This window comes from Pseudomonas sp. FP818 (genome assembly GCF_030687335.1).
Lineage (GTDB): Bacteria > Pseudomonadota > Gammaproteobacteria > Pseudomonadales > Pseudomonadaceae > Aquipseudomonas > Aquipseudomonas shahriarae.
The window spans coordinates 3,890,996-3,917,188 of sequence record NZ_CP117427.1 but is presented as its reverse complement, the minus strand read 5'-3'; the positions used below and the strand labels follow the sequence as shown (position 1 = coordinate 3,917,188).

Sequence of the window (26,193 nt, the reverse complement as noted above, 5' to 3'; positions counted from 1 at the left end):
AGCAAAATGAGGGCAGAAATCGCCCTCAGAAACCCAGAGTAAGACCGATGGGTTGAAAAAGGACGGCCTGGAAATGGAGGGCGGCGTGAACGGATTAATTACTCGGCGCCTCCTTAATGGTTTTTGTCGTCGAATACTATCTTCCATAGTGGTACTGCAGTAGCAAATGTACCACGGTGAGTGGTTAGCCCTGTCGAAATTGCCTCTACCTGTGGGTTGCCATTTCCTATGGCTTGTTGATAGACCATCGGTAATCTGCCCAGGCCGATAGTAATCGCCTCATCAGCTTCGCCATAATAATTTTTCACTAGGCTTTTAATCACCCATCGGTAGGTGTGTGTCAGCAATTAATCGGCCATAAGCCGATGCTGCAAAAAACTGAGAGTTAAAATATTCTTTCTTAATTAGCTTCCGTAAGTCCGTGGGTATGTCGGCTGGGTCGTACTGCTGCCTCTCATACGCTTTGCGAGAAACTTCAAAATAGTCTTCATTTATTATTGATCTAGCCAAGCCAGGGATTCCATAATAGTGTTCAAATGAAAAGCTCGAGAGAATAAATAACGTAGGTACCCAGTCGGCATCGTTGGCTCTCGGGAAGGTTTAGAAAACCACTCAGCGTTATGAAAATATCAGTTGGTGCACTGGCAGTCACTGCTGCCTGCACGGGGATGTTTGCCTTTTCTAACTTTTCAAGAAAGGCCATCGTGACGAAGCCGCCTTGTGACCAGCCAGCTAAAAATAAATTACGTGTATTGATTTGCATATGGCTAAGGACTGCTTTACTGGCGACCAACATATCGTAACTGGATTGCTGATGGCTAGCCTTCACCATATAACCTTCTGGCTCAGTGGATTTTCCCAAACCAAAGTAATCTGCACCTATGACGATATAACCCTGCCCGGCAAACTGAGCAATCATTAGCGCCGTTTCAGTCGATTGCTCGGGAAAAGAAGGGACTTGTTGCTTGCCATAGACTGTGCCGTGTTGATAAGAAACAATTGAAAGGTTAGAAGAATCTATATCTGGTATTGCAAGTAGTCCTGTGGCTATAGTGGGTTGATTGCCACGCTCTGGTATAACTGAAGGGTAGGTTATTCTATACAAGCTTACGCCGTTTGTTGCAGGTGAGTATTTCACAGTGACACCGAAAAATTCAGGCGCAAGCTGCTGGAGAATATTATTAAGCTTGTTCGGGGACCAATACCCAATCAATTCAAGTTTTACTTCGGATGAAACCACTGTTAATGTCTGTGTGCTTTTTGCCTGAGCAGTTGTTGCCAATGGCAGTAGAAAAAAAATAAGTGTCACTGCATGCACTAGTTTGTATAGGTGGTTCATGGGATTTCCTTGTGTTGGTGTTCAAGATTTTTGATATTGGAAATAAATATTATCTTTTGATGTCTCTCGATTTTTATGGACGCTCCGATCAACTTGCCGAAAAGTGGCGGCAAGTTGGTCGTAGCATCCCTAAGCGACGGTTTCTTTTTTAACCGCCCCCCCCGATTTCTATCGCGGCCACTCCAGTAACCGAAAATTGACCCGCTCGCTCGAAATGCTGCCTCTTAAAGAGCAGAGCTCTCAGCAGGGAGTGTCCGTTCTTCCTGTCGACGGTCAGTGGTAATCAGGAATCATTGTCCTACAATACTTTCGGGGAAAGTAATGTTTCCGAGCCGGTTTGTGCACGAGCCTGTGAGAAGTGGTGAATTCACATTAATTGAGCTTCTGTCTTGCACTGTGTTTGCCGAAACTAGTCCATTATTGGTGTCAAAGTTTGAAAGGTGATGAAATTGAAAATTTACTTTCGGGTGATTATAGCAATTACAGCTGCATATGCCTCGCTTACATGGGCTGCCCCTGAGTTGCAGGTGAAGTTTCACATGGGCATTGGCAACGGTAAGACCCAGGAGGTCGGCGGCACCCTTGTTAATGTAGGGGATGCGCCTATTACTCAAGGGTATCTGGTGATTACGCCTATAGCGACCCAATGTCACCCCAAGGCAAGCATTCTCTATACGTTTGGATTGTTAGCTCCCGCTGAGGAGCAGCCGTTTCGCGTTCCGGTTATCGAACGTTTTTCCAGCTATCGACTGCAGATGGGCGCTTTTGATGAACAAGGGTTTGCTGTTACGGCCAAGGATGCCAATCAGGCCATCCTGGATGGACGCATTGGCGAAGAGCGCGAGAAGTGTAACGCCGCTCGAGAGAATTAAAATCATAAAATGTTAAATGAGTGTTTTTGGTTCTTGCGCCATTTCATTGTTGGCGCATAACTGCGCTTCACTGTGCAGCCACTGAAAGTAAGCAATGAAGTCCAAGTGTTGGACTATTAAGGAGGCCTGCACCTTTGGGTGCTCGCTTGATAGATTTTTCTTGGGTAGAGTTTAATGATTTTCTTTCAAAATAAAAAAGCGTTCACCTATTTGACCCTGCTGTTCTTTACAGGTCATATCGCCTCGTCGGTGGCTGCGCCTTATCAGAAAACTGTCGCGGCAGAGCAAGTTCTGCAATACATTATCTACCCACCGGTTCAAGGTGAGACATTACAAGCTATTGCCGAACGCTTTTCTCTGCCGGTCAGTGCATTGACATCATTGCGCGAACAATTTAAAGCCTACGGCTGGTCATCCAGCTCGGTACTAGTACCTTATAGTCCGCAGGGTGAGGCACGGCTGTATAGCAATTACCTCGTCTATCAACTCAAGCCCGGTGAAACCCTGGCCGCAGTTGCCGGAAAATTTAACCGTTCCACTCGTGAACTTTCAGCCTTAAACGGGCAGGTTATGCTGGCCAGCAAACTGGCCACGCTCCAGGCAGGCGACTTCATTTTGGTGCCCGGTCCGGTGGGCTTTGCAGGCAATGGCAAGCTGAGTGCGGCACAGCTCAAAGAACAGGATCAACTGACCAGTGCCTTAGCGCAGGAGGTGGTGGGTGCTGCCCAACTGTTGGGGGCCAACCAGAAAAAAGGCGCAGACCCAACCGGGATGCTGACTCAGCGTGCCATGGGCGGGGTGACCGGCGGTGCGTCTCGCGAGATCGAGAAGTTCCTCGGCGCCAATGGCACCGCTAAGGTCGGAATCCAGGCCAACGTCAACAGCGGCCAGGTCGGCTACTCGCTGGATTACCTCCAGCCGTTGTACGAGCGTGACATCGACATTGTCTTCGCTCAAATAGGCGCACGCACCTTTGGCGAACGCAATCTGGCCAACGTCGGACTGGGGTATCGCAAGCAAGTGGACCCGCATTGGGTATTGGGGGTAAACGGCTTTCTCGATCAGGACATGTCTCGCAACCACACCCGTGGCGGCATCGGAGGCGAAGCCTGGACCGATCAGGCGCGCTTCTCGGCTAACTACTACGCCCCACTCAGCGGCTGGAAACACTCCAACGATCATCGGCTGAACAGTAATCCAGACACCCGCTTCCTTCAGGAACGTGCCGCTAAGGGCTGGGACGCTAATGTGGAAACCGCGATGCCCGGCATTCAACAGCTGTCGCTCTCTGGTAAATACTTCCAGTGGCAGGGCGACCGCGTCGACGTCTCAGGTAGCCGTAGTCAGACGGAAAAAAATCCTAAAGGCTATACCTTGGGTGCCAAGTATCAACCGATCCCTTTGCTTAACTTGAACGCTCAACATACCAAAGTTACCGGTGGCCTTGGGGGCTGGGAGCTGGGCATGGGGCTGACTTGGGACTTCGATAAATCACTCAATGAATTGCTTGATCCGGAAAAAGCTATTGCCCTACGCCCACTGGCACAAGCCAAGACCGATATCGTCAATCGCAACTACAACATCGTTCTTGAGTATCAGGAAAAAGACAAGTATGCGCCGCTGACCTTTGCGCTGAGTAACATGAGCATGATGGTGGGAACCAGTGATCCTGGTATGCGTGTTCAAGGCGGGCGCCAAGGTTTGGTGACCTACTCATCCTCTGACCCACTGGCACTGAGCGTCGACTCCGTGACCGGTGTGTTGAGTGCTCTGGTGCTTGGTACGGTGACCATTACTGCCGTTGAACACGATGGAGCCGGTAAAGTTTTCGGTTCAGCCAGTTATACCGTCACCGTAACTCCCAATACCTTGGTGCCGGCAGTTAATGTAACGGCCATCAATGGCAGCCTCAGCGTGGGTTCGACGTTAACGGGGGTCTATACCTTTACATCTAACGGCGGTGAGCCCACCGACAAATCAACAATGGTTTGGCTTAACGGCGGCCATACCGAGACTGATAACACCTATTTGCTCGACGGTGCCGACGTTGGCAGCGTGTTGACGTTTCAGGTTACCGCGCAAAACGGTGCTGGAATTATCGGTAATACCTCCAGCATGAACACGGCCAGCTCAATTGATACACAGATCCCGGTAGTGATCATTCAGGACCACGCCGGCAACACGTTGAATGGTGTTCCTTTGGTGGGTGACGTACTCACTGCGATGGTGGTGTGTGCCACTAGTTGTAGTGCCAGTAGCTTCCTCTACCAATGGGAAGAAGAAACCACCCCAGGCAGCGGCGTGTATGTCGATGTGGCAGGGGCGACGGGACAAACCTTCACAATCCAACCGGGGTATCAACTCAAGCGGGTTCGGGTGACGGTTGAATCCCAAAAAGTCACGCCCTAGATGACGCATTCACTGCGGTCACGGGTTCACTGGACGCGCTGAAGGGTACAGATGAAGGGTTATGAGGCTTTGTCCCAGGGACATCTGTGCCGTGGCAGTGGCCCTGCAACTGCTGTGGTGGGTGGGCAAATGGCGGGATGTCACCGGATGCCCGGCTTGTTACGGATCTTGTTTTTAACCTAGGTGTGGTGGCCAGGCGCGTAAGCCGCGGATGCGTAGGCAGAGCAGTGGACGTTCGATAGCAGTCTTCTGCCGCGCAGAGCGTCTTCTCGGTGCTTGGTCTTTTGAATATTCGAATTCTCTTTTTCAGGTTTAGATAGCGCTCATGAAGTTATTCAGAAACAAGATCACCGCTGGAATATTGATTGCATCGCAATTTATGTACGGTGTGCCGGTGTATGCGGAAAAATACACTTCCGAGCCCACTTCTCGGATTAACGGGCGAGCCCCGGTCGCCAGTAACCTTGCGTTTGACAAGCTGATACCGGCATTTGGCGACACCGTTACGCTGACCTATGATTTTAGCGACCTGGATGGGGACTTGGAGCAAGGGACCACAGTGCAATGGCTGCGCGATGGTCAACCTATTCAAGGCGCAACTGCGTTCAGTTACACCGTGGCTGAGAGCAACGGTGATCGTCCAGGCGAACGGCTGAGCGTAGAGGTCACGCCTAGGACCGACCCTGCGCGCTCCGAGCCGTCCGTGGGCCAAGTCGCAAGCCTGGAGACAACTGTGTACGGTGATCCAGCGGCGAAGCCGGTGGTCTCTGATTTGAACATCGTGGGTAAGCTGAGCATCGGTGAAGCCCTGACCGGCGTGTACAGCTATGACGACAACGGCAGTGGCTCGGCTGATGCGTCGACCTATAAGTGGGGTGTGAAAGACTCGACGGCCAATGGTGTTGCGAGCGGCGATCAGGTCACCAACAGCGGTGTGGTGCCAGGTTATACCCTACGTGATACCGATGCCGGTCAGGTGCTGGAAGTGTCGGTGCAGGCGAAGAACCAGGCCGGCACCGTGGGCAACACGGACACCAAGACGACGGCGAACTCGACCGGTACCACCGGCGGTGACGGTGCAGGGGGTGTGATTAACCTGAACGTCGCCCCGGTCATCGCTGACCTTACGATCAACGGCAAGCTGAATGTGGGTGAAAACCTGACGGGTCAGTACACATACGATGCCAACGGCAGTGGCTCGGCTGATGCGTCGACCTATAAGTGGGGTGTGAAAGACTCGACGGCCAATGGTGTTGCGAGCGGCGATCAGGTCACCAACAGCGGTGTGTGCCAGGTTATACCCTACTGATACCGATGCCGGTCAGGTGCTGGAAGTGTCGGTGCAGGCGAAGAACCAGGCCGGTACCGTGGGCAACACGGACACCAAGACGACGGCGAACTCGACCGGTACCACCGGCGGTGACGGTGCAGGGGGGGTGATTAACCTGAACGTCGCCCCGGTCATCGCTGACCTTACGATCAACGGCAAGCTGAATGTGGGTGAAAACCTGACGGGTCAGTACACATACGATGCCAACGGCAGTGGCTCGGCTGATGCGTCGACCTATAAGTGGGATGTGAAAGACTCGACGGCCAATGGTGTTGCGAGCGGCGATCAGGTCACCAACAGCGGTGTGGTGCCAGGTTATACCCTACGTGATACCGATGCCGGTCAGGTGCTGGAAGTGTCGGTGCAGGCGAAGAACCAGGCCGGCACCGTGGGCAACACGGACACCAAGACGACGGCGAACTCGACCGGTACCACCGGCGGTGACGGTGCAGGGGTGTGATTAACCTGAACGTCGCCCCGGTCATCGCTGACCTTACGATCAACGGCAAGCTGAATGTGGGTGAAAACCTGACGGGTCAGTACACATACGATGCCAACGGCAGTGGCTCGGCTGATGCGTCGACCTATAAGTGGGGTGTGAAAGACTCGACGGCCAATGGTGTTGCGAGCGGCGATCAGGTCACCAACAGCGGTGTGGTGCCAGGTTATACCCTACGTGATACCGATGCCGGTCAGGTGCTGGAAGTGTCGGTGCAGGCGAAGAACCAGGCCGGCACCGTGGGCAACACGGACACCAAGACGACGGCGAACTCGACCGGTACCACCGGCGGTGACGGTGCAGGGGGTGTGATTAACCTGAACGTCGCCCCGGTCATCGCTGACCTTACGATCAACGGCAAGCTGAATGTGGGTGAAAACCTGACGGGTCAGTACACATACGATGCCAACGGCAGTGGCTCGGCTGATGCGTCGACCTATAAGTGGGGTGTGAAAGACTCGACGGCCAATGGTGTTGCGAGCGGCGATAAGGTCATCAACAGCGGTGTGGTGCCAGGTTATACCCTACGTGATACCGATGCCGGTCAGGTGCTGGAAGTGTCGGTGCAGGCGAAGAACCAGGCCGGCACCGTGGGCAACACGGACACCAAGACGACGGCGAACTCGACCGGTACCACCGGCGGTGACGGTGCAGGGGGTGTGATTAACCTGAACGTCGCCCCGGTCATCGCTGACCTTACGATCAACGGCAAGCTGAATGTGGGTGAAAACCTGACGGGTCAGTACACATACGATGCCAACGGCAGTGGCTCGGCTGATGCGTCGACCTATAAGTGGGGTGTGAAAGACTCGACGGCCAATGGTGTTGCGAGCGGCGATCAGGTCACCAACAGCGGTGTGGTGCCAGGTTATACCCTACGTGATACCGATGCCGGTCAGGTGCTGGAAGTGTCGGTGCAGGCGAAGAACCAGGCCGGCACCGTGGGCAACACGGACACCAAGACGACGGCGAACTCGACCGGTACCACCGGCGGTGACGGTGCAGGGGGTGTGATTAACCTGAACGTCGCCCCGGTCATCGCTGACCTTACGATCAACGGCAAGCTGAATGTGGGTGAAAACCTGACGGGTCAGTACACATACGATGCCAACGGCAGTGGCTCGGCTGATGCGTCGACCTATAAGTGGGGTGTGAAAGACTCGACGGCCAATGGTGTTGCGAGCGGCGATAAGGTCATCAACAGCGGTGTGGTGCCAGGTTATACCCTACGTGATACCGATGCCGGTCAGGTGCTGGAAGTGTCGGTGCAGGCGAAGAACCAGGCCGGCACCGTGGGCAACACGGACACCAAGACGACGGCGAACTCGACCGGTACCACCGGCGGTGACGGTGCAGGGGTGTGATTAACCTGAACGTCGCCCCGGTCATCGCTGACCTTACGATCAACGGCAAGCTGAATGTGGGTGAAAACCTGACGGGTCAGTACACATACGATGCCAACGGCAGTGGCTCGGCTGATGCGTCGACCTATAAGTGGGGTGTGAAAGACTCGACGGCCAATGGTGTTGCGAGCGGCGATCAGGTCACCAACAGCGGTGTGGTGCCAGGTTATACCCTACGTGATACCGATGCCGGTCAGGTGCTGGAAGTGTCGGTGCAGGCGAAGAACCTTGCTGGTGTAGCCGGCAATGTGGAGACCAAGACGACGGCGAACTCGACGGGTGGCACAGGCGGCACAGTGATCGACTCCTCCAAGAAGCCGCAGATCGATAAGCTGAGCATCAGCGGTATTCTGGATCAGAATCAGGTACTGACAGCAACCTATACCTACAATGATCCGAACGGCGGGTCGGATAGTTCGACCTATGCATGGGGCCTGGTAGGCACAACAGAAGGGGCTGTCGACAATTCGACGGACGTGGTAACTGGTAACGGCACCGTGCAGTCGCCGCCCTTGGATCTGGCGACATATTCTGGTCGCGTGGTGGAATTGACAATGTTGCCTAAAAATAATCTGGAAGTACCGTTGATTGGCAACAAGGTAATGGCTACTACAGAGCTCCCCCCTAGTGTCACTGATCTGAAAATTAAGCGACCTACTTCCGAAGGATATACCGTCATGGTCGGTCAGACCCTAGAGGCAGAATTTAAACCCGTTGGCAACAATATCGGAGTGACGAATAAGATCCAATGGTACCGGGCTGCGAATGCCATTCCTACGGCTACCAACAAAACCTACCAGCTAGTCTTCGCCGATCAAAATGAGACTATTACCTTTAAAGTGACACCGGTTTCAACGACAAACTTGAATGGTGTAGAAAAAATTTCTGCCTCGCTAGGGCCTGTCGCAAGTGCGATAAGACCGTTCATTCAACCAAAAGCGAAGCGGATGTCATGGAACGCAGCAAGAAACTTTTGCGCATCCCGAGGAGGAAAATTGGCAGAATCAAGCGATTTACAACAGATATTTACCCGTTTAACAGGTGCTGCGCCGGCTGGTTCGGAAAACGCGCAGGGTAATAAAATCATGAACACTATCTACGGATGGCCGTTCACAGAGGACGCTCCGGCGTACTATTATTGGGCCAATGATCAACCCTCTAGTGAAGAAGGTTATGCTGTCGACATGAATAATGGCTATAGAAGCAAAAACTATACAGAGACTAACATGCAGGTGGCCTGCATTGCTGGTTCGAGATAAGTGAAGTTCAAGCGAGATAACCGGGTTTGCTAACGATCTATTGAAGTGCTTGGTGGTGTGCGAGCAAAGTCGCAACTATGGTTTTAGGGAGGGACTGCCGGCAACGGCATGTCCTTTCTGGCTTCACCGGTTTCAGAATGGTGGTAAGTTTTGGTGGCGCGTGCCCTGCGCAAAAAAAACGGCATTTGTTTTCAATAGGGAAACTCCGAACAAGCCCCCAAGTATGCTGAAATACAGCCTCACACCTGCCCAGAGTGCTTCATGAGCCAGCTGAGCTTTTCCGATTTCGAATACGCAAGCAAACACGCCGCGATGGATCAGGTCGTGCCCTGGAGCGGTTTACGGGCGTTGATACGAGCCTTATTATCCGAAGGCTGGCGGTGGCCGCAAACCGTATCCGCTGGATACCATGCTGCGCATTCACTTGCGGCAAAACTGGTTCTTGATCCTGCCATGGAAGAGGCGCTGTATAATCACGCCCATCCGCCAGTTTGCGCACTTGACCCTGAGCGCGCCGATTCCTGAGGATATGGTAGTTGTGAGGTAAATGGTCACCGTAATAAGAGACCACATCCCCAACGACCATAAACGGTGTAAATCCTTCATAGCCACCTTCTGCGCCTTTATAATTCACATAACCACAGACTCCTTCATAGCTTTTACCACTAGCGAAACGCCCCTTGAATTTATAAATAGTTTCAAATTTCGCGGAGTCGGGGTCTGAAATATGTCTGAGCAGCTTCCTTTTTGCATCGACGATTTCGGTCTTGCTTGCAATAGAGTGCTCGACTGTAGGGGGAGCAGGTGGCGCTGGGGGAGGGAGAAGTCCGCAACCTGTAAGTGCAAGAGTGACACCAGCTATGGTTATTTTCTTTAACCTTTTCCAAAATCCTTTTTCTAGTGCTTTAGCGCCGAATCAGCATCGTAATGTGCTAATTCGATGTGTCGATAGAGATGCACAGCACCGCCTTATCGAATCCTGCTTGGGAATCCATACTGCGACAAGAGTTGTGATTTTTTTGTTCCTGCTTAGTCGCCGAAGCGCATGACCGACTGTATCGCGATGGTATTGGCGTAGAACTCTCTTATGAATAGTACGAATGTGCTAGATGGCCCTTTGCCTCATGTCCAGGGTGTGAAACTATTTTCTTCAAAAATAACGGCAAAGGGCCGCCCCTATGATCGCTTTTACAAGGCATCTCCTGCCTGCCTGCCTGCCGCATTACTGTGTAGTGCCCTCGCTGCCCAAGCGAGCGAAGTGCTGAAGGGCGACTTCTGGGTCGTTCACTACCAGGGTGCCTTGGGCAAGAATCAAGTGTTCATCGCAGACGGCGACCCCACTCACATCGTCAATCGTCCAGGTGGGGCGAAATCATTGGGTGTCTATCAACTTTACGAAGAGCCCGGAAAGCCCGACTTCACCTCTTACGATGTCGAAATCGATTGTGCGAAGAACCGCGTGCGAGTAATGGGTGCAGCGGATTTCCGCAGCGTGTTCAATGGGTTTCGCGATGCGAAGTATTCCAGACAATGGCAGAGCAAACCTGACGCCTGGCTGATGCAAAGCCGTGACTTTGTCTGTAAGCCGACTGAACGCCAGGCCAAGAAGATGGAGCACTTGGGTGTGATGTCCGCGTCGCAAATGAGCAAGGCAGGGCCGCACTTCTTCGAGATATTGAACCGCGAGGCCGCCAAGACGGCCATCCTGCAGAAGATAGATGACGGGTTCGCGCAGATGCCTGCCAAGTAACGCGACCTTCAGGGAGAAGACCTTATGAACCGATTGTTTATGTTGGCCTTGCTCGCCACCTTGCTCAGTGGCTGTGCATCATTGTCGGCCAGCAGTACCTGGAAAGATCGCCCGGTGGGCGAACTGATCGACTTCTTCGGTGTGCCAAGGCAGATCATGGTGGCGCCGGAGGAAGATATGGTAGTGCTTAGGTATGTACGTGACAGTAGCTATGTCTCACGTGAAGCAGCGGGTACTTACACGGGGCCGCAGAACGGGCAACTTGTGCACGCAGAATACTGGGAAGACGTACAACACTCAGGCAGTTGCGAGATCAATGTGTTCGTCAACAGAGCGCGACTGGTGCAGAAGGTGCGGACGAAAGGGCGTTGTGTAGCGGTCGAGATGGCACCAGTAAGGTAGCGCATGGGCCACTGGCAAGAAGAGGGGCGGGTCTAACTATACGGAGCGGCCTTGCGAGGTGCAGGATTTTAGCGAATGGCATGAATTCATGCGCGCCTGCGAAGACAAGGTGATGGTAAGCATCAATGATCATCCCGAAGTCCGACGGGTGTTTAAAGGGTTCCGCATGGAGGCGATGGATATCCGTTACAGCAGGGCCAACCCGAGGAAGGGTGTAGCAGAAAAAACAGGCGAGCTGGCTATTATGAACTGGTAATGGTCACTATCAGCGCATTGGTGCAATCAGCTCAGGCCCTTTGCTCCGTACGTTGCCCACGGCTTTCTCGACTTTGAACCATTCGAACACCTCCGATGATTTGCCCTGGTGCAATACCATCTGCTCGGCACGCTCCTTGGGCGTGCCCGGGTCCAGACATTCCCTGGCCAACTCCGGCGTGAGCACCACAGGCCGCCGGTCGTGAAGGTCTACCATGCCGCCGGCGCTGTCGGCGGTGATGATCACAAAGCCGTCATGCTCGCCTTGGCCTTCATCTGCGTCGGGTAGCTGGCCTACGGTCGCGCACAGCACCGGCGCGCCATCTCCATGGGGAATTCGCGGACGTGGGGGCGAACGGTGTTCTTGAAAACCGCTCGGCATATGCTGAGATATGCGGGGCTGCCGATGCCCTGATGAAACGCGGCGCGGTTTCTAGGACCGTCGCCAGCTTTGTGTTGGCCATAGGAATGCCTCGCCACTCACCATGGCCAAAGAGGGCGAGTCGTACGATTTGAAGGTCATGATCACGCTGCACATCCTAGTGCCGGATCTGCCCCCACAGGAAGAGCTGCCGCCACCTGCGCTTGATCCTGTGGTGGCTGCACAAAACCAGATCGCGCACTTGCGAGCCGAGGCGGATTACGCAATCAGGCACCTGCAGGATGCAGTCGATATCGACGACGCTACAGCGGCAGAGCTGACGACCCTCAAGGCCTGTAAGAAGTACCGCGTGGCCCTGAGCCGCGTGCCTGAGCAGGAAGGGTATCCGCTCGCAATTGATTGGCCCGCCGCGTCCTAGTACCGCGCTGTTGATCTCGTATCTCAGGTGTGGCAACGGCGGTTTCAAAGTATTTCGTACAGGCCCTGGGCGATTATTAAACAGCGTTACTGGATCACGGAAAGCGCTTTTTTAACAAGTTGCGATCACACGCAACTCAAGGCGGTGAAACGGTAATCACCGTGAAACCGGTGAACTTGCCGGGTGTGACTGCTCCCGTGGGGGTACTCAGTGTCGAGGTAATGTCTAATTTGCTGGTTTGACCATCAGTAACATTCACATTGATGCCTCTAGTCGCGTCCTTGCCATTTACGGTGATCTTTGAGAATAGAGTCCAATAGTCGTCGAGTTGCACGCCTAAAGAGTTTGTCCTGGATGCTGAAACTGTAACGTTAGTTGAGCCTCGGCACTGCAAATCGAGCTGGGTTGAAGCCTTTGCTCCTGATAATTTATTGTCGGGAAGGCTTCCATGGTCAATAGTGGCATTCCCCGATATTTCGCATTGAACTGCTACAGGGCCAACTCTGGCGCATGGCCCGAAAGGATTATAGGCGCCGCCGACACTGGGGCCGACTCGGGAGTACGTAAATGTTATGCAGATATTATTATCGGCATATTGACGAGGAACTAGAATCGATCCACTTAGAGGGATTCTAAATCCTTTCATCTGTAGGTCTGAGAGTAATTGGCCCAAAGTAGACGCGCCATGGCGAACAGGTACCTCCCAAGAGTTGTACTCTCCTACATAGATAATCGAATATGGCTGCAGCGCAGCAATGCCAATTGTGCATAAAGTTAATTGTGGGTCGTCGGATGCGCAAGGGCTCGGGCTGGTGTCGCCAGTTGTCCACCCGCTTACTAGGAAATAATAGCGCACCCCGCCCGATTCTATACGACTGTCTGTTGTGGTGAGGGTGTAGTAGGCCTGTGCTTGTAACGCTGAGGCCCATAATAGTATCCCAGCGAAAACTTTTTGCAGCACCGTTACGGAAATTTTTTTCATGTTGATTACTCGTAACTTAGGGAAAAAGTAAGAGATGCTTCAAAATCACCAAGCCCTAGGGCGTGATTAGCAAGTGCCTTGGGCTCGCCTTGCAGGTAAGTATTGAAGCTGAGCAAATTGTCGCCGATAGTTAGCGGCCCCATGCGGTGAGTCTTGTTCAATGGCAGGGCAGTGCCACTTTTAGTTTCCAGCCCGACCAGCAGACCTTTTACTGTGGCGCTTTGAAGCACCAGCAGCCCGGGAGGCTCTTTGCTTTCATTGCCGCTGAAGGTGATGCTGACCATACGTTTGCCGACATCCGGGTCACAGTTGGTCAGGTGTAGTTCAATCGGGAGACCCTTAGTTCTGCCGTTGAGATAAAGATCCTTGTCGATTACGGTGCTGAAGTCCCGCAGAATCTCCCTGTCATTCTCCGCGAGTACACAAGGTTCATTAACCAACGTGCCAGAAAAGTACAGGTTGTCCGGTGTCGCCTGCGCTGCAGGCGACCATAGGCTTACAACTAACCAGGCACTTAAGGTGGTCGTGTACTTACCCATAGATACTCCTAGTATAGTTCGGCCATCAAAAGCGCTGAGGCGGTAAAGTCAGTGCTGGGCAACTGAGCAGCGGGGAGCTTTACCGGTACGGCTTCGAGCAGCGGTGGCGTCGATGCGCTGACATCGATCTCTCGAGATTCGTTCGGAATCAGCACGGTGCCACCGAGCAGTACTTTGATGCCTAGGTTGTCCACCGAGGTCTTCAGGGCAGTAGGCTCGAAGTCTGCGTACGCTCCTTTGAGAGTCAGGCGCATGTGCCAGGCGATACCAGTGCCAGCCGCACCCGGACATTCGATCTGATAGGCGATCGCCTGGCGATAAAGCTCACCATCAATGCGATTGACGGCGATATTGCGCTCGAAGTGCACATCTATACGGCCACCCTTATTGCTAATAATACAGGCGGGGGGCGCCAGCAAATTTCCGGTGAACTGCAGATTGTCTTGGCCCAGACTCGGAAAGCTTAGGGCGGTGAACCATAGTGCCGGTAACATGTAACCTAGTGTCTTCATTGATAGTCGACCACAAGGGTTGCGCCAGCTCTAAACGGACCCGCCTTGATCTCGCTGTTCTGGCGTTTAACCAACACCGCTTGCAATAATGGCTGCCTGCGAGAGTCAAAGTTTGCCCAGGTGTTGATTGCCAGCGGTTCACCGTCTTTTGTTAACGCGATGCCGAGGTTTTCATACCCTGGGACTCTCAGCAGCGTGGAGTTGAAACCCGCGTCGTTACCGCGGATCTGCAGGCGTAGATCATTTGTCAACGAGCGTGTGCAGTCGAGGGAGTAGCCCAGGGTGATAGTTTTGTAATGTCCATTGATGCCCGTGGTCTGCACATCGCCAAACGACTGAGTAATAGGTTCGTTTTTGTTAATAACACAAGGAATTGCGGCATATACAATACCTTGAATTCTTACTGCCCGCTCGTTAGCGGGAGAAGTAGATGCACAAGTAACTAGCACGGCGAGAAGTGCAGTTTTTCCGACTTTCATCGCGGGAAATTCAATCATACGTCAGGTACACATTTAGACTGGCGCGAAAGGCGCCGGGGCGCAAAGCGGCTGCGGTGCGTTCAGGACGGATGTAGTACGTCAACTGGCTCTCTCCAGGCGAGACGAACCAGGCCGGTGCGGTGCGGCCTAGGCGTACGTCGTTGCCTTGGACATCGAGTACACGCAGGCCGAAGCCCTCGGCGCCAACCACCTTGATCAGGTCGGGGGTATCGGCATCCGCGACCGCGTTGAAGGCCAGCGTAGCCACCGGTTCAATCGCGCTCCAAACCAGCGTGCCTTGCTGATCATCACGTCGACCACCATCGCTACGCACACAGCCTTGCAACTTGAGCTGCATGGCCACCGGAGCGCCCTGATCGCCAATGCGTGAAAGGCGCGCAGTGCTCAGGTCTCCCAGCGACAAGGTCTGATAGGCGGAGCTCGGATCTAGGTAACAGGCGCTCTCAAGCAAGTTCCCGGTGACTTGGAGTTCGGCCGTCTGTGCAGGAATGCCAGCGGCGTGAGACCAGGTCCAAACACTGGCGTTGCACAGCAAGGCTACCAGGCATCTACGTGTTGCGAGCATCGTGATTTGCCCTCACTTGAACAGGTCATGGCTCGGTGTCAGCGGTTGTTGGCAACGGCGCTGGCGGTGCAGGTACCTGCGGTGCAGCTGAACTGCAGCTGCGGGCGGCCACCGAAATCATTTACGTAGGTCAATACAGGTTTGTCGCCCAGTGACTTGCTGCTGACACCCAGATCCAACTGACCTCTGGGGGTGATCATCAAGGGCTTGAAGTCCGTTGCGCTGGCGGTTTTGAGGTCGGGCGTGGCATCGATCACGGTGATGTAATAAGGCGTCGGGTTGTTCACTAAATAGCGGTCGTTCTGTCGGGTAAGCGTCAGTTTTTCCTGCCAGGGGGCTTCATTGAGACCGGCTTTTGGAGCAATAGCCACGGGGCGATAGAAAAGCTTCACTCGCGTTTGCAGCGCGATCTGCAAAGTGTTTGGTTTATCGCTGCGCGGCGGCACTTCGCGAAGGTTGAAGTAGAACAGTGATTCGCGATCCTGGGGCAGTTGGCCCAGTTCAGGCAGACCTTGAATTTTCACCTGGCTGGTGGTGCCGGCTTCCAGGCGCTGGATTGGAGGCAGTACCACCAGGGGGCTGGTGATCTTCTCGGCCTGTTCGTTTTCAATCCAGGCCTGGGCCAAATAGGGCAGTTGGGTATTCTGGTTGCTGACGCTGAGGCTGACCGATTTCTCGCTGCCGGTAAAAATCACCCGGGTACGATCAAGCGACACGGCGGCTTGGCAGGTCTGTGCGGTGCACGCGCCGATCAAAACGAGCAGGGGCAAAGTGTTGCGTTTGAAGCGAGCTTTCATAGAGGTACCTATTGCAATAAATTAAGCGCCAGCGTTATCCACGTCGCTGACTGGCCGGCACATCAGCTCCAGTTGTCGCTCAAGCGATGTAACCCGGTCGGGTAGGGTGAAGGTGCATCGTGCGCTGCCATCCCAATGCAGCGACATGGTTTCGCCTGGCTTTATGCCGCTTAGGTAAGTCGATCCTTCTTCACCGACAATGCCGGTTTCCTGGCCGCGGCTGTTCTGGGCGGTTGCGCCAAAGGGCGGAGCGCGGCGGTTTGCCATGCGAATGATGACCATGGACTTGTAGCCGGCAATAACGTCAAAGCGGCGATAGCCAATCGCGCCCTCGGTCAGGGTCGCCTGGGTGACTGATTGGGTGGCTTCGACGTCGTCGGCCAAGCTGTCCAGAACTATGTTGGCCTGATTCCGGTAGTAGCTGTTCACGTCGCTAATCACAGCCTTGCCGAAACGGTTGGTGCGGGTGACCCCGCCGCTGCCGCGCACCGGTACGCCGGCTACGCCCTGGGTATCAACCAGAAGCCGGGTGCCACCCATGAGGCTGCTACGGTGCAGGGCCGCGCCTTCACCGGTCAGGGTTGCTCCGCCTTGCAAAGACAGGCTCGCCGAGGTGTACTCGCCGGTCTGATAGCTGGCACTGGCCGTTACCTGAGCCTCATCACCATCATGAGAGAGGAAGCCGCTGGCCGTTTCACCGCTTGAGGCCTTGCCTGCGCTGAGCATGTAGTGGTTACGATCATCGATGCGGTCGTAGTAACTCAAGCTATGGCTGCTTTGCCCCTGGTTTACCGATGAGCTGTAGCTGAATGAGCCATTGCTGCCCCAGGGAATGCTGACCGACAGGTAAGCGCCGTCATCTGAGGTGCCGCTGGCCTTGTTCTGGTATGCGGTGAGCGACAGGCTGAGGTTCTTCAACCCTCCCACGTTGAAATAGCGTGACAACGACAGGCTATAGCGATCGCTCGCCTGGCTGTTCCAATAGGTCTGGTGGTTGTAGTTCAAGTACACGCTCAGCGCGGAATCGCGAAACTGTTTGCTTAATGTCGCGGTATACATTTCCTTGCTCTGGTTCAGTGGCTGGCCACCTCGCCGGGCTTCGATGAATTCGTTCATGCTCATGTAGCTCTCCTCGGAGAACCGGTAGCCGGCAAAGGTGACCTGGCTGTCGTACTCGTCGAAGCGTTTGGAGTAACTGGCGCGGTAGGATTTACCGCTCAATGTGCCGCGCTCCGGCAACGTCGCTCGCGACTGTGTAACGTCGACGGACAATGCACCGAACGCCATGAGGTCACGGCCTACACCCACAGCCAGCGAACCGTAGTCCTTGGCGCCGAGGCCACCGCCATACAGCGACCAACCGTTGCTCACCCCCCAGGAAAACTCACCGGTGGCGAATGCCGGGCCATCAAGCTGATGCTCCCAATCAGAGGGTTTGCCGGCAGCTAGCTTGTAGCGCACCGAACCCGGACGGGTCAGGTAGGGGATGCTGGCGGTGTCCATCTGGAATTCTTGGACGCTGCCATCCTGTTCTTCGACGCGCACGTCAAGTTGGCCAGAGACCGCATCGTTGAGGTCTTGGATGCGAAAAGCGCCTGGTGGTACCTGGGTGTCGTAAAGCACTCGGCCTTGCTGGCGAATTACCACGCGCGCGTTGGTGCGGGCTACACCGCTGATTTCTGGGGCATAACCTCTGAGGTTGGGGGGCAGCATGTTGTCGTTACTGCTCAGGTTGCCGCCGGTGTAGCGGAAACTGCCGAACAGGTTCGAGTCCAGGTAGTCCTCACCGAGGATCAGGTTCGAACGTAGCGACGGCACAGCGCGCAAAGCGTAAAAGCGACTCCAGGCAAATTGCTGCTGTGAAGGCTGGTCGGCGCTGCGTTGCATCTGGCTTTGCCAGTCGCCGCGCAAGCGCCAGGCACCCAGGTTGATACCGGCGGTACCATTGCCGCTGAGGTTATCGGTGCGTCCTTTACCTTGTTTGCGTTCGGTGGTCTGGGCGTTGAGGTTGTAATCGAACAGCACGCCGGCGATGCCGTCGTCCCAGCGTGAAGGCGGATCCCAATTTGCCGCCGTGTACTCCAGTTGGTCCTGGGGAATGCTCACGTACAGTGCCGAAGTACTCAGGCTGCCACGTGCCTGCATGCCAGGAACACTACTGAGGTTCAGACAGGCGCCGTCGTGCCACCAGGTCAGGGACTTTAGGACGTGTTCTTTCAGACCCAGTTCCTTGACCAAGGCTGGGGAAAGACAGGCGACGCTGCTTTTCGGATCGTCGTCGGCCGGGAGGTAATCGATCGGGAATTCCGTCAATGTATCGCGGTTCATGTGGACCATCAGGCTGTACTGGCCGGGCATAATGAAGTTGGCCGATGCAAACACTCCAAGATCAAGGTTCTCGCGATCTTTGAGGTCCAATACCTCGGTGTTGAATTGGAATTCTTCGGCTCCATTTACCCACGTCGCGACACAACACAACGCCGTAGCAGCCAATGCCTTACGGTGATCCACGTGACTAAATCCTTGAGCGAAACTGCGCACTGGGTAACTGCAGTTCAGAAGTGCTGAATACTCAGCTTAATCGTGGCGTGATAGTCGCCCGCTTCCAATGTATGTCCACTGCCGACGAGTGACAGCGAGTAGTTAAGAGTCAGCATGTCGGGAGACATACTGCTGTGTTGTAGTAACATGCCGGGTGAAACTAACTTTCCTTCCTGGTCTTTGATTTGTAAGGCAATGCCCTGTGCGACGCCTTGAACACTGAAGTATTTACCATTGGACTCACCTTCAAATGTTAATTGGAAACGCTGCGAAGGTTCAGTGTTGTCGTTCGTACGGTAAGTAATGCAGTCATTTATAAAAATATTAAGGGGTTGTTTAGATGTAGTATCGCCATTGATTAAACCGTGAAGCGCTGTGGGCTTAAATGCAATCGTCTGGCTATCATTACCCATACGGATAGTGCAGGCGCTATCGACAATGCTTCCGGTCATCTGCACTCGCCCCTTGAGCCCAGTAGTCATCACCGGCTCGGCCAAACAGACAGACCCGCCCAAGGTGCAAAGGGCCAGGGTGACCAGCAATGCGGTTGAACGACTCATCTACGCCTCCGCAAAGTTCTCCGCAGCACGCAGCAAGTGCTGCGGAGTCCTCAGTGACAAAATCCGTTACTGATATGCGAGGGTGAAGTTGGCGAAAGTCTCGAAGTTACCCGGTACGATTTCGGCTGCGGCAGCTTCGCCGCCACCTTCCGCAGCAAGCATGTCGCCCTGCAGATAAGCATTGAATTGCAGGTAGGTGTCGCCATTGGACAGCGACTGCGCAGGCGAAGCACTGCCCAGTTTGATGAGCGCGCCGGAGTGATCGGCAATGGCCAGGCTTGCACCTTGGGCAGTGCCTTTCAGCGACAGCAGGTCCGGGTTCGACGAGGGCGAACCGGTGAAAGTTGCCGTCGCAGACTTCAGAGCGCCCAGGTCACAGCCGCGCAATTCAATTTTGAAAGGAGTCGGGTTGGATTTGCCGCCGTTTTTCAGGGTTACGTTGGAGATTTGATCCATGTCGACAGTCTGGTACTGCGACTCTTGAGATATTGAACACGGCGAATCGATAATCGCGCCCTTGAAGGTAATCACACCGTGACCCTGATCTTTGGCAACACTGACAGCAGAAGTTGCAGCCAAGGTGATTGCCATTATCGCGCCAGCCAACGTACTAACTTTCATTTGAAACTCCTAAATTGATGTTGGTGTCCTTGAAGGGGACTCAATTGAACTCTCTTTGCGCCGGGGTATCGCCGTACCCTTGAGCTGGAGCCAGTTTAGGAGTGACAGGGGAAGAAATGAGTAGGACGTTGCCTATGCATGATAGGGAAATTTCCTACAAATTTGCTGGTTGGCAGTTAGGGAATCAATGCATTGCGCTTGGCGAACTCGGCCAGATCGACCAGCGAGGCGGCGCCTAGCTTTTGTAGCAATCGGGTTTTATAGGTGCTAACAGTTTTATTGCTGAGAAAGAGCATTTCACCAATCTGCTTATTGGTGTACCCCTGGGCCAGGTGTTGCAATACCGTCACTTCACGGTCTGTTAGGGACTGAATTTGTTCAAGCTCAGTAAGTTGTTCTGCTGAATTGACGCTGTCAAAGGACAGAGAGGGGAAGAAGCTATAGCCGGCGTCTACGGCTTTGATCGCGTTGATCAGGCTGCCCAAGTCTTCTTCTTTATTGACGAAGCCACGAGCGCCCAGCTGGATGCAGCGCCGGCACACTGAATCGGCGGGTTGAGAGGTCAATATTAGAATCTCGCTGCGTACATTCAAGGCTTTGATTCTAGAGATAACGGTATAGCCATCCAGCTTTGGAATGCCAATGTCGAGGACAACCACTTGTGGTGTCAGGTCGCGCACGAGTTGAACAGCGTCGATACCATTGTCTGCTTCGGCGACCACACGCATACCGTGCTTTTCCAGCAGGACCCGGACGGCAAGTCGAATGACCGGGTGATCGTCAACTATAAGAACGCTATGCATAATGTGAGTTCTACCTTGAAAAAACGTTTGTTACGAAGCGGTGTAGTCTCGGCGATATAAGGTTAACACCATTAGCTATTAGCGGCAGAGCTGTAAGTGCAGGATAGTGCTGCCTTAGGAAATTTCCCAGTGCGCATAGGAAAAGTCTCATGGAGATGTAGGAAGCGCTCCTTGCAGACTGTTCGTCCTTTAATTGCGTGCGTGTAGACCTGCAATGCAAGATTTGACTGTTTTGGTGCTGGAGGATGAGCCCTTTCAGCGCCTTGTCACCGTAACCGCGTTGGAAAAGGTGCTTCAGGGACCCATTCTGCAAGCTGCTGGTGGAGAAGAAGCGATTGCTGTCCTGGCCGCTTGTGACGCTGTGGACATCGTCCTCTGTGACCTGAAAATGGCGGGCATGGATGGCCTGGCGTTCTTGCGTCATGCCAGCAGCAGCGGCAAAGTCGGTGCTGTGGTGTTGTGCAGCGAGCTGGATCCGGTTCTACGTCAGGGCACAGTCGCGATGATTCACTGCCTAGGTCTTACTTTTCTGGGCGACCTGGGCAAGCCGTTCAATCTTGATGGGTTTAGCCTATTGGTTAAACGGTACCGGGAATACTGCAGCAGCATTCCCAGACTGTCGCCAGCAGAATTGCCGACCTTGGGCGACGTGCAACGCGGCCTGGATAACGGCGAATTTGAAGCCTACTACCAACCCAAAGTTACTCTCGAGGGCCAACTGCTGGTCGGAGCAGAAGTTTTGGCGCGTTGGACGCACCCGCAGTGGGGCGTTTTATTGCCGGCGCATTTTTTGCCCGTCATGGAAGAACACAATCTGGTCGATAGGATGTTCTGGCAGCTTTTTGACCAGGGCCTGGCCCTGCAGCAAAGACTGGCTGTACAAGGACGGGTGATTAACCTAGCGTTCAATCTGCATCCCGCACAACTGGCGTGCACCGGGCTGGCGGAGCGCATTGCCGTGTTGCTCAAGCAATCGCAGGTGCCAGCGGTCAGCGTGATGTTCGAAATCACTGAAGTCGGTGTCGTGAGTGCGCCGGCCAGTAGCCTGGAGAACTTGGTGCGGCTACGTATGCTTGGCTGTGGCCTAGCCATGGATGATTTTGGCGCTGGTTATTCTTCGCTGGACCGGCTCAGTGAGTTGCCGTTCAGCGAGATCAAGCTCGATCGGGCGTTTATACGCAAGATGCAAAGCCAGCCAAAAAGCGCCGCAATCATCAGTTGTTCTGTTGCGTTAGCCCGAGCGTTGGGGGTCTCGCTGGTTATCGAAGGTGTAGAGACCACCGAGCAACAGGTACGTCTCATTGAGTTGGGCGCCACCCTTGCCCAGGGCTTTCTTTTTGCACGCCCCATGCCGGAAGCTCATTTTATAGACTTCTGTACCGTTCAGGCGGGTTGGGACCGTTGAGGATTGAACGACAGAGGCGACTTTGAACTATTATTGCCTCATCCATGACGGCCCTCCAGTATCATGCCGGGCTCTTGAATGAACGGCCTTCAGCCAACGGATTCCCGTACTTCAGGCATTTTCGGTCTCCTATTTCATATGTATCTACGTCCATTCTGTCTGTCCATCGGGCTGTTTTTGGGGGGCGCCCCGGTGATGGCTACATCATTACCTCCAGCCCCGCAGGTACTGTCCAGCCAACTGCGTATCGATCGTCCCGATCTGGCTGTTTCTAGCGAAGATTGGCATTGGCTGCGGCACAAGGCCGAGCTCAAGGTCGGCGTATCGGCAGCCGCGTCCGCGCCGTTTTCGATCAATGCCCAAGACAACCTGTACGAGGGCATCAGCGCCGATGCAACTGCTCTGGTCGCGCAGCTATTGGGCTTGCAGGTGAAGGTCGTGGCCTTCGCCAATGAGCAGGATGCGCACAAGGCATTACAGGCCGGTAGCGTTGATGTGATCAGTATTCACGGCAGCACCAGGCCACGCCCGAACCTACTGCTGAGCATTCCCTATGCCGAGGAGAGGCTGGCGGTTTTCAAACGCAGTACCGAACCTCGGCATTCACCCGTTGATCTTGCTGGCTTGCGCGTAGCGATCACCGAAGAACACAGCGACGAGCTCAAGCAGCGCTACCCGCAGGCCGATTTGCGGGTGTATGCCAAGCATGATGAGGCGATTGCCGCTGCAGCCTTTGGCCAAGCTGACGTTTATCTGGACGATCTGTACAGTGCCTACTACCGAATCAACCACTCCTACTATGGTTACTTGCGCTTTGAGCGTTTCAGCGACCTACCGGTAGGCGGTTATGGTTTTGCCTTGCGCACGGATAACTCACGCTTGCAGCGGCTCATCAATGTCGCCATCGAGGCTATCGGTGACGATACGTTGCGTAACCTGTCCAAGCGCTGGGTCGGCAACAGCTTTATTCCAAGTGAAGAACCCTTAGACCTCACCGTAGAGCAGTTACGCTGGATCCAGCGTAACCCAGTGGCGCGACTGGTAATCAATGATGACATGGCGCCGGGTGCCTACTTCGACTCGAACGGCGTATTTTCCGGTGGGTTCGCTGACTTGCTCGAAGTGATAACCCTAAATACGGGCCTGCATTTTGAGGTTGTTTTGCGCAGCGGCGGTTACCCGCAGATGATCGAAACGTTGAAAAATAACGAAGCTGATCTGGCCTTGATGACCGCCAGCCTTGAGCGTGAAGCGTTCCTGCGTTTTTCCAGGCCGCTGGATACCAGCCCCTTTGTGTTGCTTAGCAGCAAGGAACAGCAAGGCAAGCTGGAGAGCCTGGCCGACAAGCGTGTGGCGATTCCTACTGGGCACGTGGGCTCACAGCAACTGCGCAAGCGCTACCCCGAAGCAGTGATAATTGACGCTGGCACCACGCTGGATACGATGAACTTGCTCTATGAAGGCAAGGTCGATGCCGCCATTGTGGCGTTGCCTGCAGCACGTTATTACAAGGAGCGTTTGTTTCGCGATAAATTGGCGATCAACCAGGTGATTGATGTCGGGCCTGCCACGCTCAACTTTGCGATGCGACGAAGTGATGTCGAACTGCAATCCATTATCAACAAGGTCATGCAAAGCATCGCCCCGGATGAGATCAATGCGATTTCCAATCGCTGGCGTTCACCACCAGGCATGAGCGGCCAGACCTGGGTCGATTACCAAAGGGTTATCATCAACATCGTCGCGATTGCGGTGTTGTTGCTTTTGCTGTCGTTGGTCTGGGTGGTGTATCTGCGTCGCCAGATTAAAGTCCGGGCAAGGGCAGAGCGGTTGCTCAGCGATCAACTGCAGTTTGTCGAAACACTGACTGATTGCATGCCGCCGCCGCTGTATGTGCGTGATCTCAAGGGACGCATGCTCTCGTGCAACCGCAGCTACTTGAAAAGTGTCGGCCTGAGCGCCGAGCAGGTGCTGAACAAAACGGTGCGTCAGCTACCCAAGGAAAACTTCGAGAGCCTCCCGGATTTTCATCGCAACTACTTTAAGGCGATGCGCGACGGCCAGACGATCGAGTCGGTGCATGCCATTCAGCTCCAGGGTAGGGAGGCGTGGATCAACCACTGGGTGCAACCGTTCCAGGACCCCAAAGGTGAGATAAAGGGGGTTATTTGTGGCTGGTTAGACATCACTGAGCATCGTCAGTTGGTGGAGCAGTTACGAGAAGCAAAAGCCCTCGCGGATGATGCCAGCCGTGCCAAGACCAGCTTTCTGGCGACAATGAGCCACGAAATTCGCACGCCAATGAACGCCGTAATCGGCATCCTTGAGCTGGCACTTAAGCGCGCCGAAAGTAAGCCCATTGACCGCGCGAGCATTGAAATCGCCCATACTTCGGCAAAAAGCCTGTTGGAGTTGATCGGCGACATTCTCGACATCGCCCGCATCGAATCCGGACGTCTCAGTCTGTCGCCCAAGCGTGCCAACTTGCGTGAACTGATCGAGTCTGTGGCCAGGGTGTTCGAGGGGCTGGCTAGGCAAAAGCGCTTGACCCTCATCCTTGACATCGATTCGAGCATTAACTGCGATGTGCTAGTCGATGCCCTACGCTTCAAGCAAATCCTCTCCAATTTGATCAGCAATGCCATCAAGTTCACCGAAGAAGGCTCGATCACGATCAGTATTTCCGGGTTCTTGGTCGATGCCAGCCTGCTTAATGTTCACCTCAGTGTGGAAGACACCGGTGTAGGCATAAGTCCTAATGATCAGCAACGCTTGTTCAGACCTTTCGTTCAGGCGCAGCGCAATGTGCAACAGACCGAAGGGACGGGCCTGGGACTAGTGATCTGTCGTTCGCTGTGCGAAATGATGGGCGGCCATGTCACTATGAGCAGTGCTTTAGGCCGTGGAACGAAGATAGAAGTAGAGCTGCATTTACAGGTATTAGAGCGCATCAACATCACGCAGTTACCCGCGTTACCCTTGGCTCATCAACGTTACTGCTTGCAAGTTCTGGTGGTAGATGATCACCAAGTCAACCGCCAAGTATTACACCAACAACTGGAATTCTTGGGTCATGATGTCTATGAGGCAGAAGACGGGCAGCGTGCCTTCGACCGCTGGGGCGAGCACTCTTTCGATGTTGTTATTACCGATTGTCATATGCCGGTCATGAGTGGTTCGGACCTTGCACTAGCCATACGCAGAGTCGAACAGGAGCAAGGACTAGAGCCCACGATGATTATTGGCCTTACGGCCGATGCGCAGCCGGAAGAAATAGAACAGTGTATAAAAGCGGGCATGAATGATTGTCTCATCAAGCCTATCGGTCTTGATGAGTTGGACGCGAGATTGTTGGGGCTACAACAGAATCGGGATGCAGAGAACGAGTGTCCTGCGACGACATTGCCACTGATGGCATCCGATTCACTACAACTGGTAGATCTGGGGCCTCTGGAGTTGCTCCTCAATAATGACCCGGTAAAGTTTCGTGAAATACTGGATGAGCTAATCAATAATAATCGCAAAGATTGTCAGTTGCTGAGAGTCCTACTTCAGAATGGTGAGACGGATAAGTTAGGGGAGTTGGCTCACAGAATTAAAGGCGCTGCGCGTGTGGTTAAAGGAGAGCAACTGGTCGAGTCTTGCCGGCGTATGGAGTTGGTATGTGCTGATGCACAGGCTTCGTCTGAAGAGCTCAACCAGGCGTTGAGCGAGATGGAGTTTTCCATACTCCAATTGGAGCGGGTACTTGCAGCTCTTTGAACGGGAATTGTCTCTAGGACTGCTTATGTCGCGCTGAGCTTCTTGAATAAATCTGTAATCCACGTCGGTATCCATTCCGTTTTCAAGCTGCGGAACACTCGCTCCATCGGCGCATTGTCCCGGCAGTTTCCCCAGCGGCTCATGCTCTGGCGCATTCGATAACCCCACAGCCGCTGGCGAAATAAACGACTTGCATACTGGGGCAGCAGCTCCGATTGGCGCAGCTTTTTGAAGGCAACCAATTTGGTTGCCAGCATGAGTCGCCGAGGTAACTGTCATGAAAACGCC

Annotated in this window: 22 protein-coding genes and 4 pseudogenes; 13 read left to right on the top strand and 13 right to left on the bottom strand. The window is 54.0% G+C overall.

The window, feature by feature from the left end:
* Positions 1 to 532: 532 nt before the first annotated feature.
* Positions 533 to 1,339, bottom strand: a complete 807-nt coding sequence (locus PSH80_RS17575; protein WP_305417736.1) for a S9 family peptidase — start codon at positions 1,337 to 1,339, stop codon at positions 533 to 535.
* A 443-nt stretch (positions 1,340 to 1,782) separates the two neighbouring features.
* Here PSH80_RS17575 and PSH80_RS17570 point away from each other — a divergent pair, with 443 nt between their 5' ends.
* The 10 genes and pseudogenes from PSH80_RS17570 to PSH80_RS17525 form a co-directional block, all read left to right on the top strand.
* The gene (locus PSH80_RS17570; protein WP_305417734.1) at positions 1,783 to 2,211 is read left to right on the top strand and encodes a hypothetical protein; all 429 of its coding nucleotides are present in this window, start codon (positions 1,783 to 1,785) and stop codon (positions 2,209 to 2,211) included.
* Positions 2,212 to 2,385: 174 nt separating this feature from the next.
* Entirely contained in the window at positions 2,386 to 4,620 is a 2,235-nt protein-coding gene (locus PSH80_RS17565; RefSeq protein WP_220172414.1) for a ZirU family protein, read from the top strand.
* A 325-nt stretch (positions 4,621 to 4,945) separates the two neighbouring features.
* On the top strand, positions 4,946 to 5,929 hold the full coding sequence (locus tag PSH80_RS17560; RefSeq protein WP_305417731.1) for a hypothetical protein: 984 nt from the start codon (positions 4,946 to 4,948) through the stop codon (positions 5,927 to 5,929).
* The gene (locus PSH80_RS17555) at positions 5,904 to 6,410 is read left to right on the top strand and encodes a hypothetical protein (protein ID WP_305417729.1); all 507 of its coding nucleotides are present in this window, start codon (positions 5,904 to 5,906) and stop codon (positions 6,408 to 6,410) included. Before PSH80_RS17560 ends, PSH80_RS17555 begins: the two co-directional genes overlap by 26 nt.
* On the top strand, positions 6,407 to 7,813 hold the full coding sequence (locus tag PSH80_RS17550; RefSeq protein ID WP_305417727.1) for a hypothetical protein: 1,407 nt from the start codon (positions 6,407 to 6,409) through the stop codon (positions 7,811 to 7,813). Before PSH80_RS17555 ends, PSH80_RS17550 begins: the two co-directional genes overlap by 4 nt.
* The gene (locus PSH80_RS17545) at positions 7,810 to 9,111 is read left to right on the top strand and encodes a hypothetical protein (RefSeq protein WP_305417725.1); all 1,302 of its coding nucleotides are present in this window, start codon (positions 7,810 to 7,812) and stop codon (positions 9,109 to 9,111) included. The genes PSH80_RS17550 and PSH80_RS17545 overlap by 4 nt, the downstream gene beginning before the upstream one ends.
* A 261-nt stretch (positions 9,112 to 9,372) precedes the next feature.
* Positions 9,373 to 9,652: pseudogene (locus PSH80_RS17540) on the top strand (transposase); the annotation flags it as partial.
* A 546-nt stretch (positions 9,653 to 10,198) separates the two neighbouring features.
* Positions 10,199 to 10,861: a hypothetical protein gene (locus PSH80_RS17535; protein ID WP_240435930.1), complete on the top strand. Its 663-nt coding sequence runs from the start codon at positions 10,199 to 10,201 to the stop codon at positions 10,859 to 10,861.
* 24 nt (positions 10,862 to 10,885) lie between these two features.
* Positions 10,886 to 11,263 (top strand): hypothetical protein, encoded by a 378-nt coding sequence (locus PSH80_RS17530; protein WP_057960160.1) that lies wholly within the window; start codon positions 10,886 to 10,888, stop codon positions 11,261 to 11,263.
* 79 nt (positions 11,264 to 11,342) lie between these two features.
* Positions 11,343 to 11,519: pseudogene (locus tag PSH80_RS17525) on the top strand (DNA adenine methylase); the annotation flags it as partial.
* Between the two features lie 9 nt (positions 11,520 to 11,528).
* On the opposite strand, the pseudogene PSH80_RS17520 reads toward PSH80_RS17525, so the two are convergent.
* Positions 11,529 to 11,843, bottom strand: a pseudogene (locus PSH80_RS17520) (SOS response-associated peptidase family protein); the annotation flags it as partial.
* A 196-nt stretch (positions 11,844 to 12,039) separates the two neighbouring features.
* Here PSH80_RS17520 and PSH80_RS17515 point away from each other — a divergent pair.
* On the top strand, positions 12,040 to 12,318 hold the full coding sequence (locus PSH80_RS17515) for a tail fiber assembly protein (protein ID WP_169990218.1): 279 nt from the start codon (positions 12,040 to 12,042) through the stop codon (positions 12,316 to 12,318).
* 136 nt (positions 12,319 to 12,454) lie between these two features.
* Here the strand turns inward: PSH80_RS17515 and PSH80_RS17510 are convergent, their stop codons facing one another.
* From PSH80_RS17510 to PSH80_RS17465, 10 genes are all read right to left on the bottom strand, one after another.
* Positions 12,455 to 13,300: a hypothetical protein gene (locus PSH80_RS17510; protein WP_128593367.1), complete on the bottom strand. Its 846-nt coding sequence runs from the start codon at positions 13,298 to 13,300 to the stop codon at positions 12,455 to 12,457.
* A gap of 5 nt (positions 13,301 to 13,305) precedes the next feature.
* Complete coding sequence (locus PSH80_RS17505) at positions 13,306 to 13,839, bottom strand: fimbrial protein (RefSeq protein ID WP_169990219.1); 534 nt, start codon at positions 13,837 to 13,839, stop codon at positions 13,306 to 13,308.
* A gap of 8 nt (positions 13,840 to 13,847) precedes the next feature.
* Positions 13,848 to 14,351 carry a fimbrial protein gene (locus PSH80_RS17500; RefSeq protein WP_169990220.1) on the bottom strand — a complete coding sequence of 168 codons (504 nt, stop codon included), beginning with the start codon at positions 14,349 to 14,351 and terminating at the stop codon, positions 13,848 to 13,850.
* Positions 14,348 to 14,848, bottom strand: coding sequence for a fimbrial protein (locus PSH80_RS17495; RefSeq protein ID WP_169990221.1), 501 nt, complete (start codon positions 14,846 to 14,848; stop codon positions 14,348 to 14,350). The genes PSH80_RS17500 and PSH80_RS17495 overlap by 4 nt, the downstream gene beginning before the upstream one ends.
* On the bottom strand, positions 14,841 to 15,416 hold the full coding sequence (locus PSH80_RS17490; RefSeq protein WP_081044279.1) for a fimbrial protein: 576 nt from the start codon (positions 15,414 to 15,416) through the stop codon (positions 14,841 to 14,843). Before PSH80_RS17490 ends, PSH80_RS17495 begins: the two co-directional genes overlap by 8 nt.
* A 38-nt stretch (positions 15,417 to 15,454) precedes the next feature.
* A complete protein-coding gene (locus tag PSH80_RS17485) occupies positions 15,455 to 16,213 on the bottom strand; it encodes a fimbria/pilus periplasmic chaperone (RefSeq protein WP_057960154.1) in 759 nt (252 codons plus the stop codon).
* Between the two features lie 21 nt (positions 16,214 to 16,234).
* Complete coding sequence (locus tag PSH80_RS17480) at positions 16,235 to 18,724, bottom strand: outer membrane usher protein (RefSeq protein ID WP_152987962.1); 2,490 nt, start codon at positions 18,722 to 18,724, stop codon at positions 16,235 to 16,237.
* A 44-nt stretch (positions 18,725 to 18,768) separates the two neighbouring features.
* A complete protein-coding gene (locus PSH80_RS17475; protein WP_057960153.1) occupies positions 18,769 to 19,314 on the bottom strand; it encodes a fimbrial protein in 546 nt (181 codons plus the stop codon).
* Positions 19,315 to 19,380: 66 nt separating this feature from the next.
* The gene (locus PSH80_RS17470; RefSeq protein WP_057960152.1) at positions 19,381 to 19,935 is read right to left on the bottom strand and encodes a fimbrial protein; all 555 of its coding nucleotides are present in this window, start codon (positions 19,933 to 19,935) and stop codon (positions 19,381 to 19,383) included.
* A gap of 176 nt (positions 19,936 to 20,111) precedes the next feature.
* A complete protein-coding gene (locus tag PSH80_RS17465; RefSeq protein ID WP_057960151.1) occupies positions 20,112 to 20,738 on the bottom strand; it encodes a response regulator transcription factor in 627 nt (208 codons plus the stop codon).
* Positions 20,739 to 20,952: 214 nt separating this feature from the next.
* On the opposite strand from PSH80_RS17465, the gene PSH80_RS17460 reads away from it, so the two are divergent.
* Together PSH80_RS17460 and PSH80_RS17455 are read left to right on the top strand one after the other, a co-directional pair.
* Positions 20,953 to 22,143, top strand: a complete 1,191-nt coding sequence (locus PSH80_RS17460) for an EAL domain-containing protein (protein ID WP_200660417.1) — start codon at positions 20,953 to 20,955, stop codon at positions 22,141 to 22,143.
* A gap of 138 nt (positions 22,144 to 22,281) precedes the next feature.
* Positions 22,282 to 25,905: a transporter substrate-binding domain-containing protein gene (locus PSH80_RS17455; RefSeq protein ID WP_370693744.1), complete on the top strand. Its 3,624-nt coding sequence runs from the start codon at positions 22,282 to 22,284 to the stop codon at positions 25,903 to 25,905.
* Between the two features lie 21 nt (positions 25,906 to 25,926).
* On the opposite strand, the pseudogene PSH80_RS17450 reads toward PSH80_RS17455, so the two are convergent.
* Positions 25,927 to 26,105: pseudogene (locus PSH80_RS17450) on the bottom strand (IS3 family transposase); the annotation flags it as partial.
* Between the last annotated feature and the right edge of the window lie 88 nt (positions 26,106 to 26,193).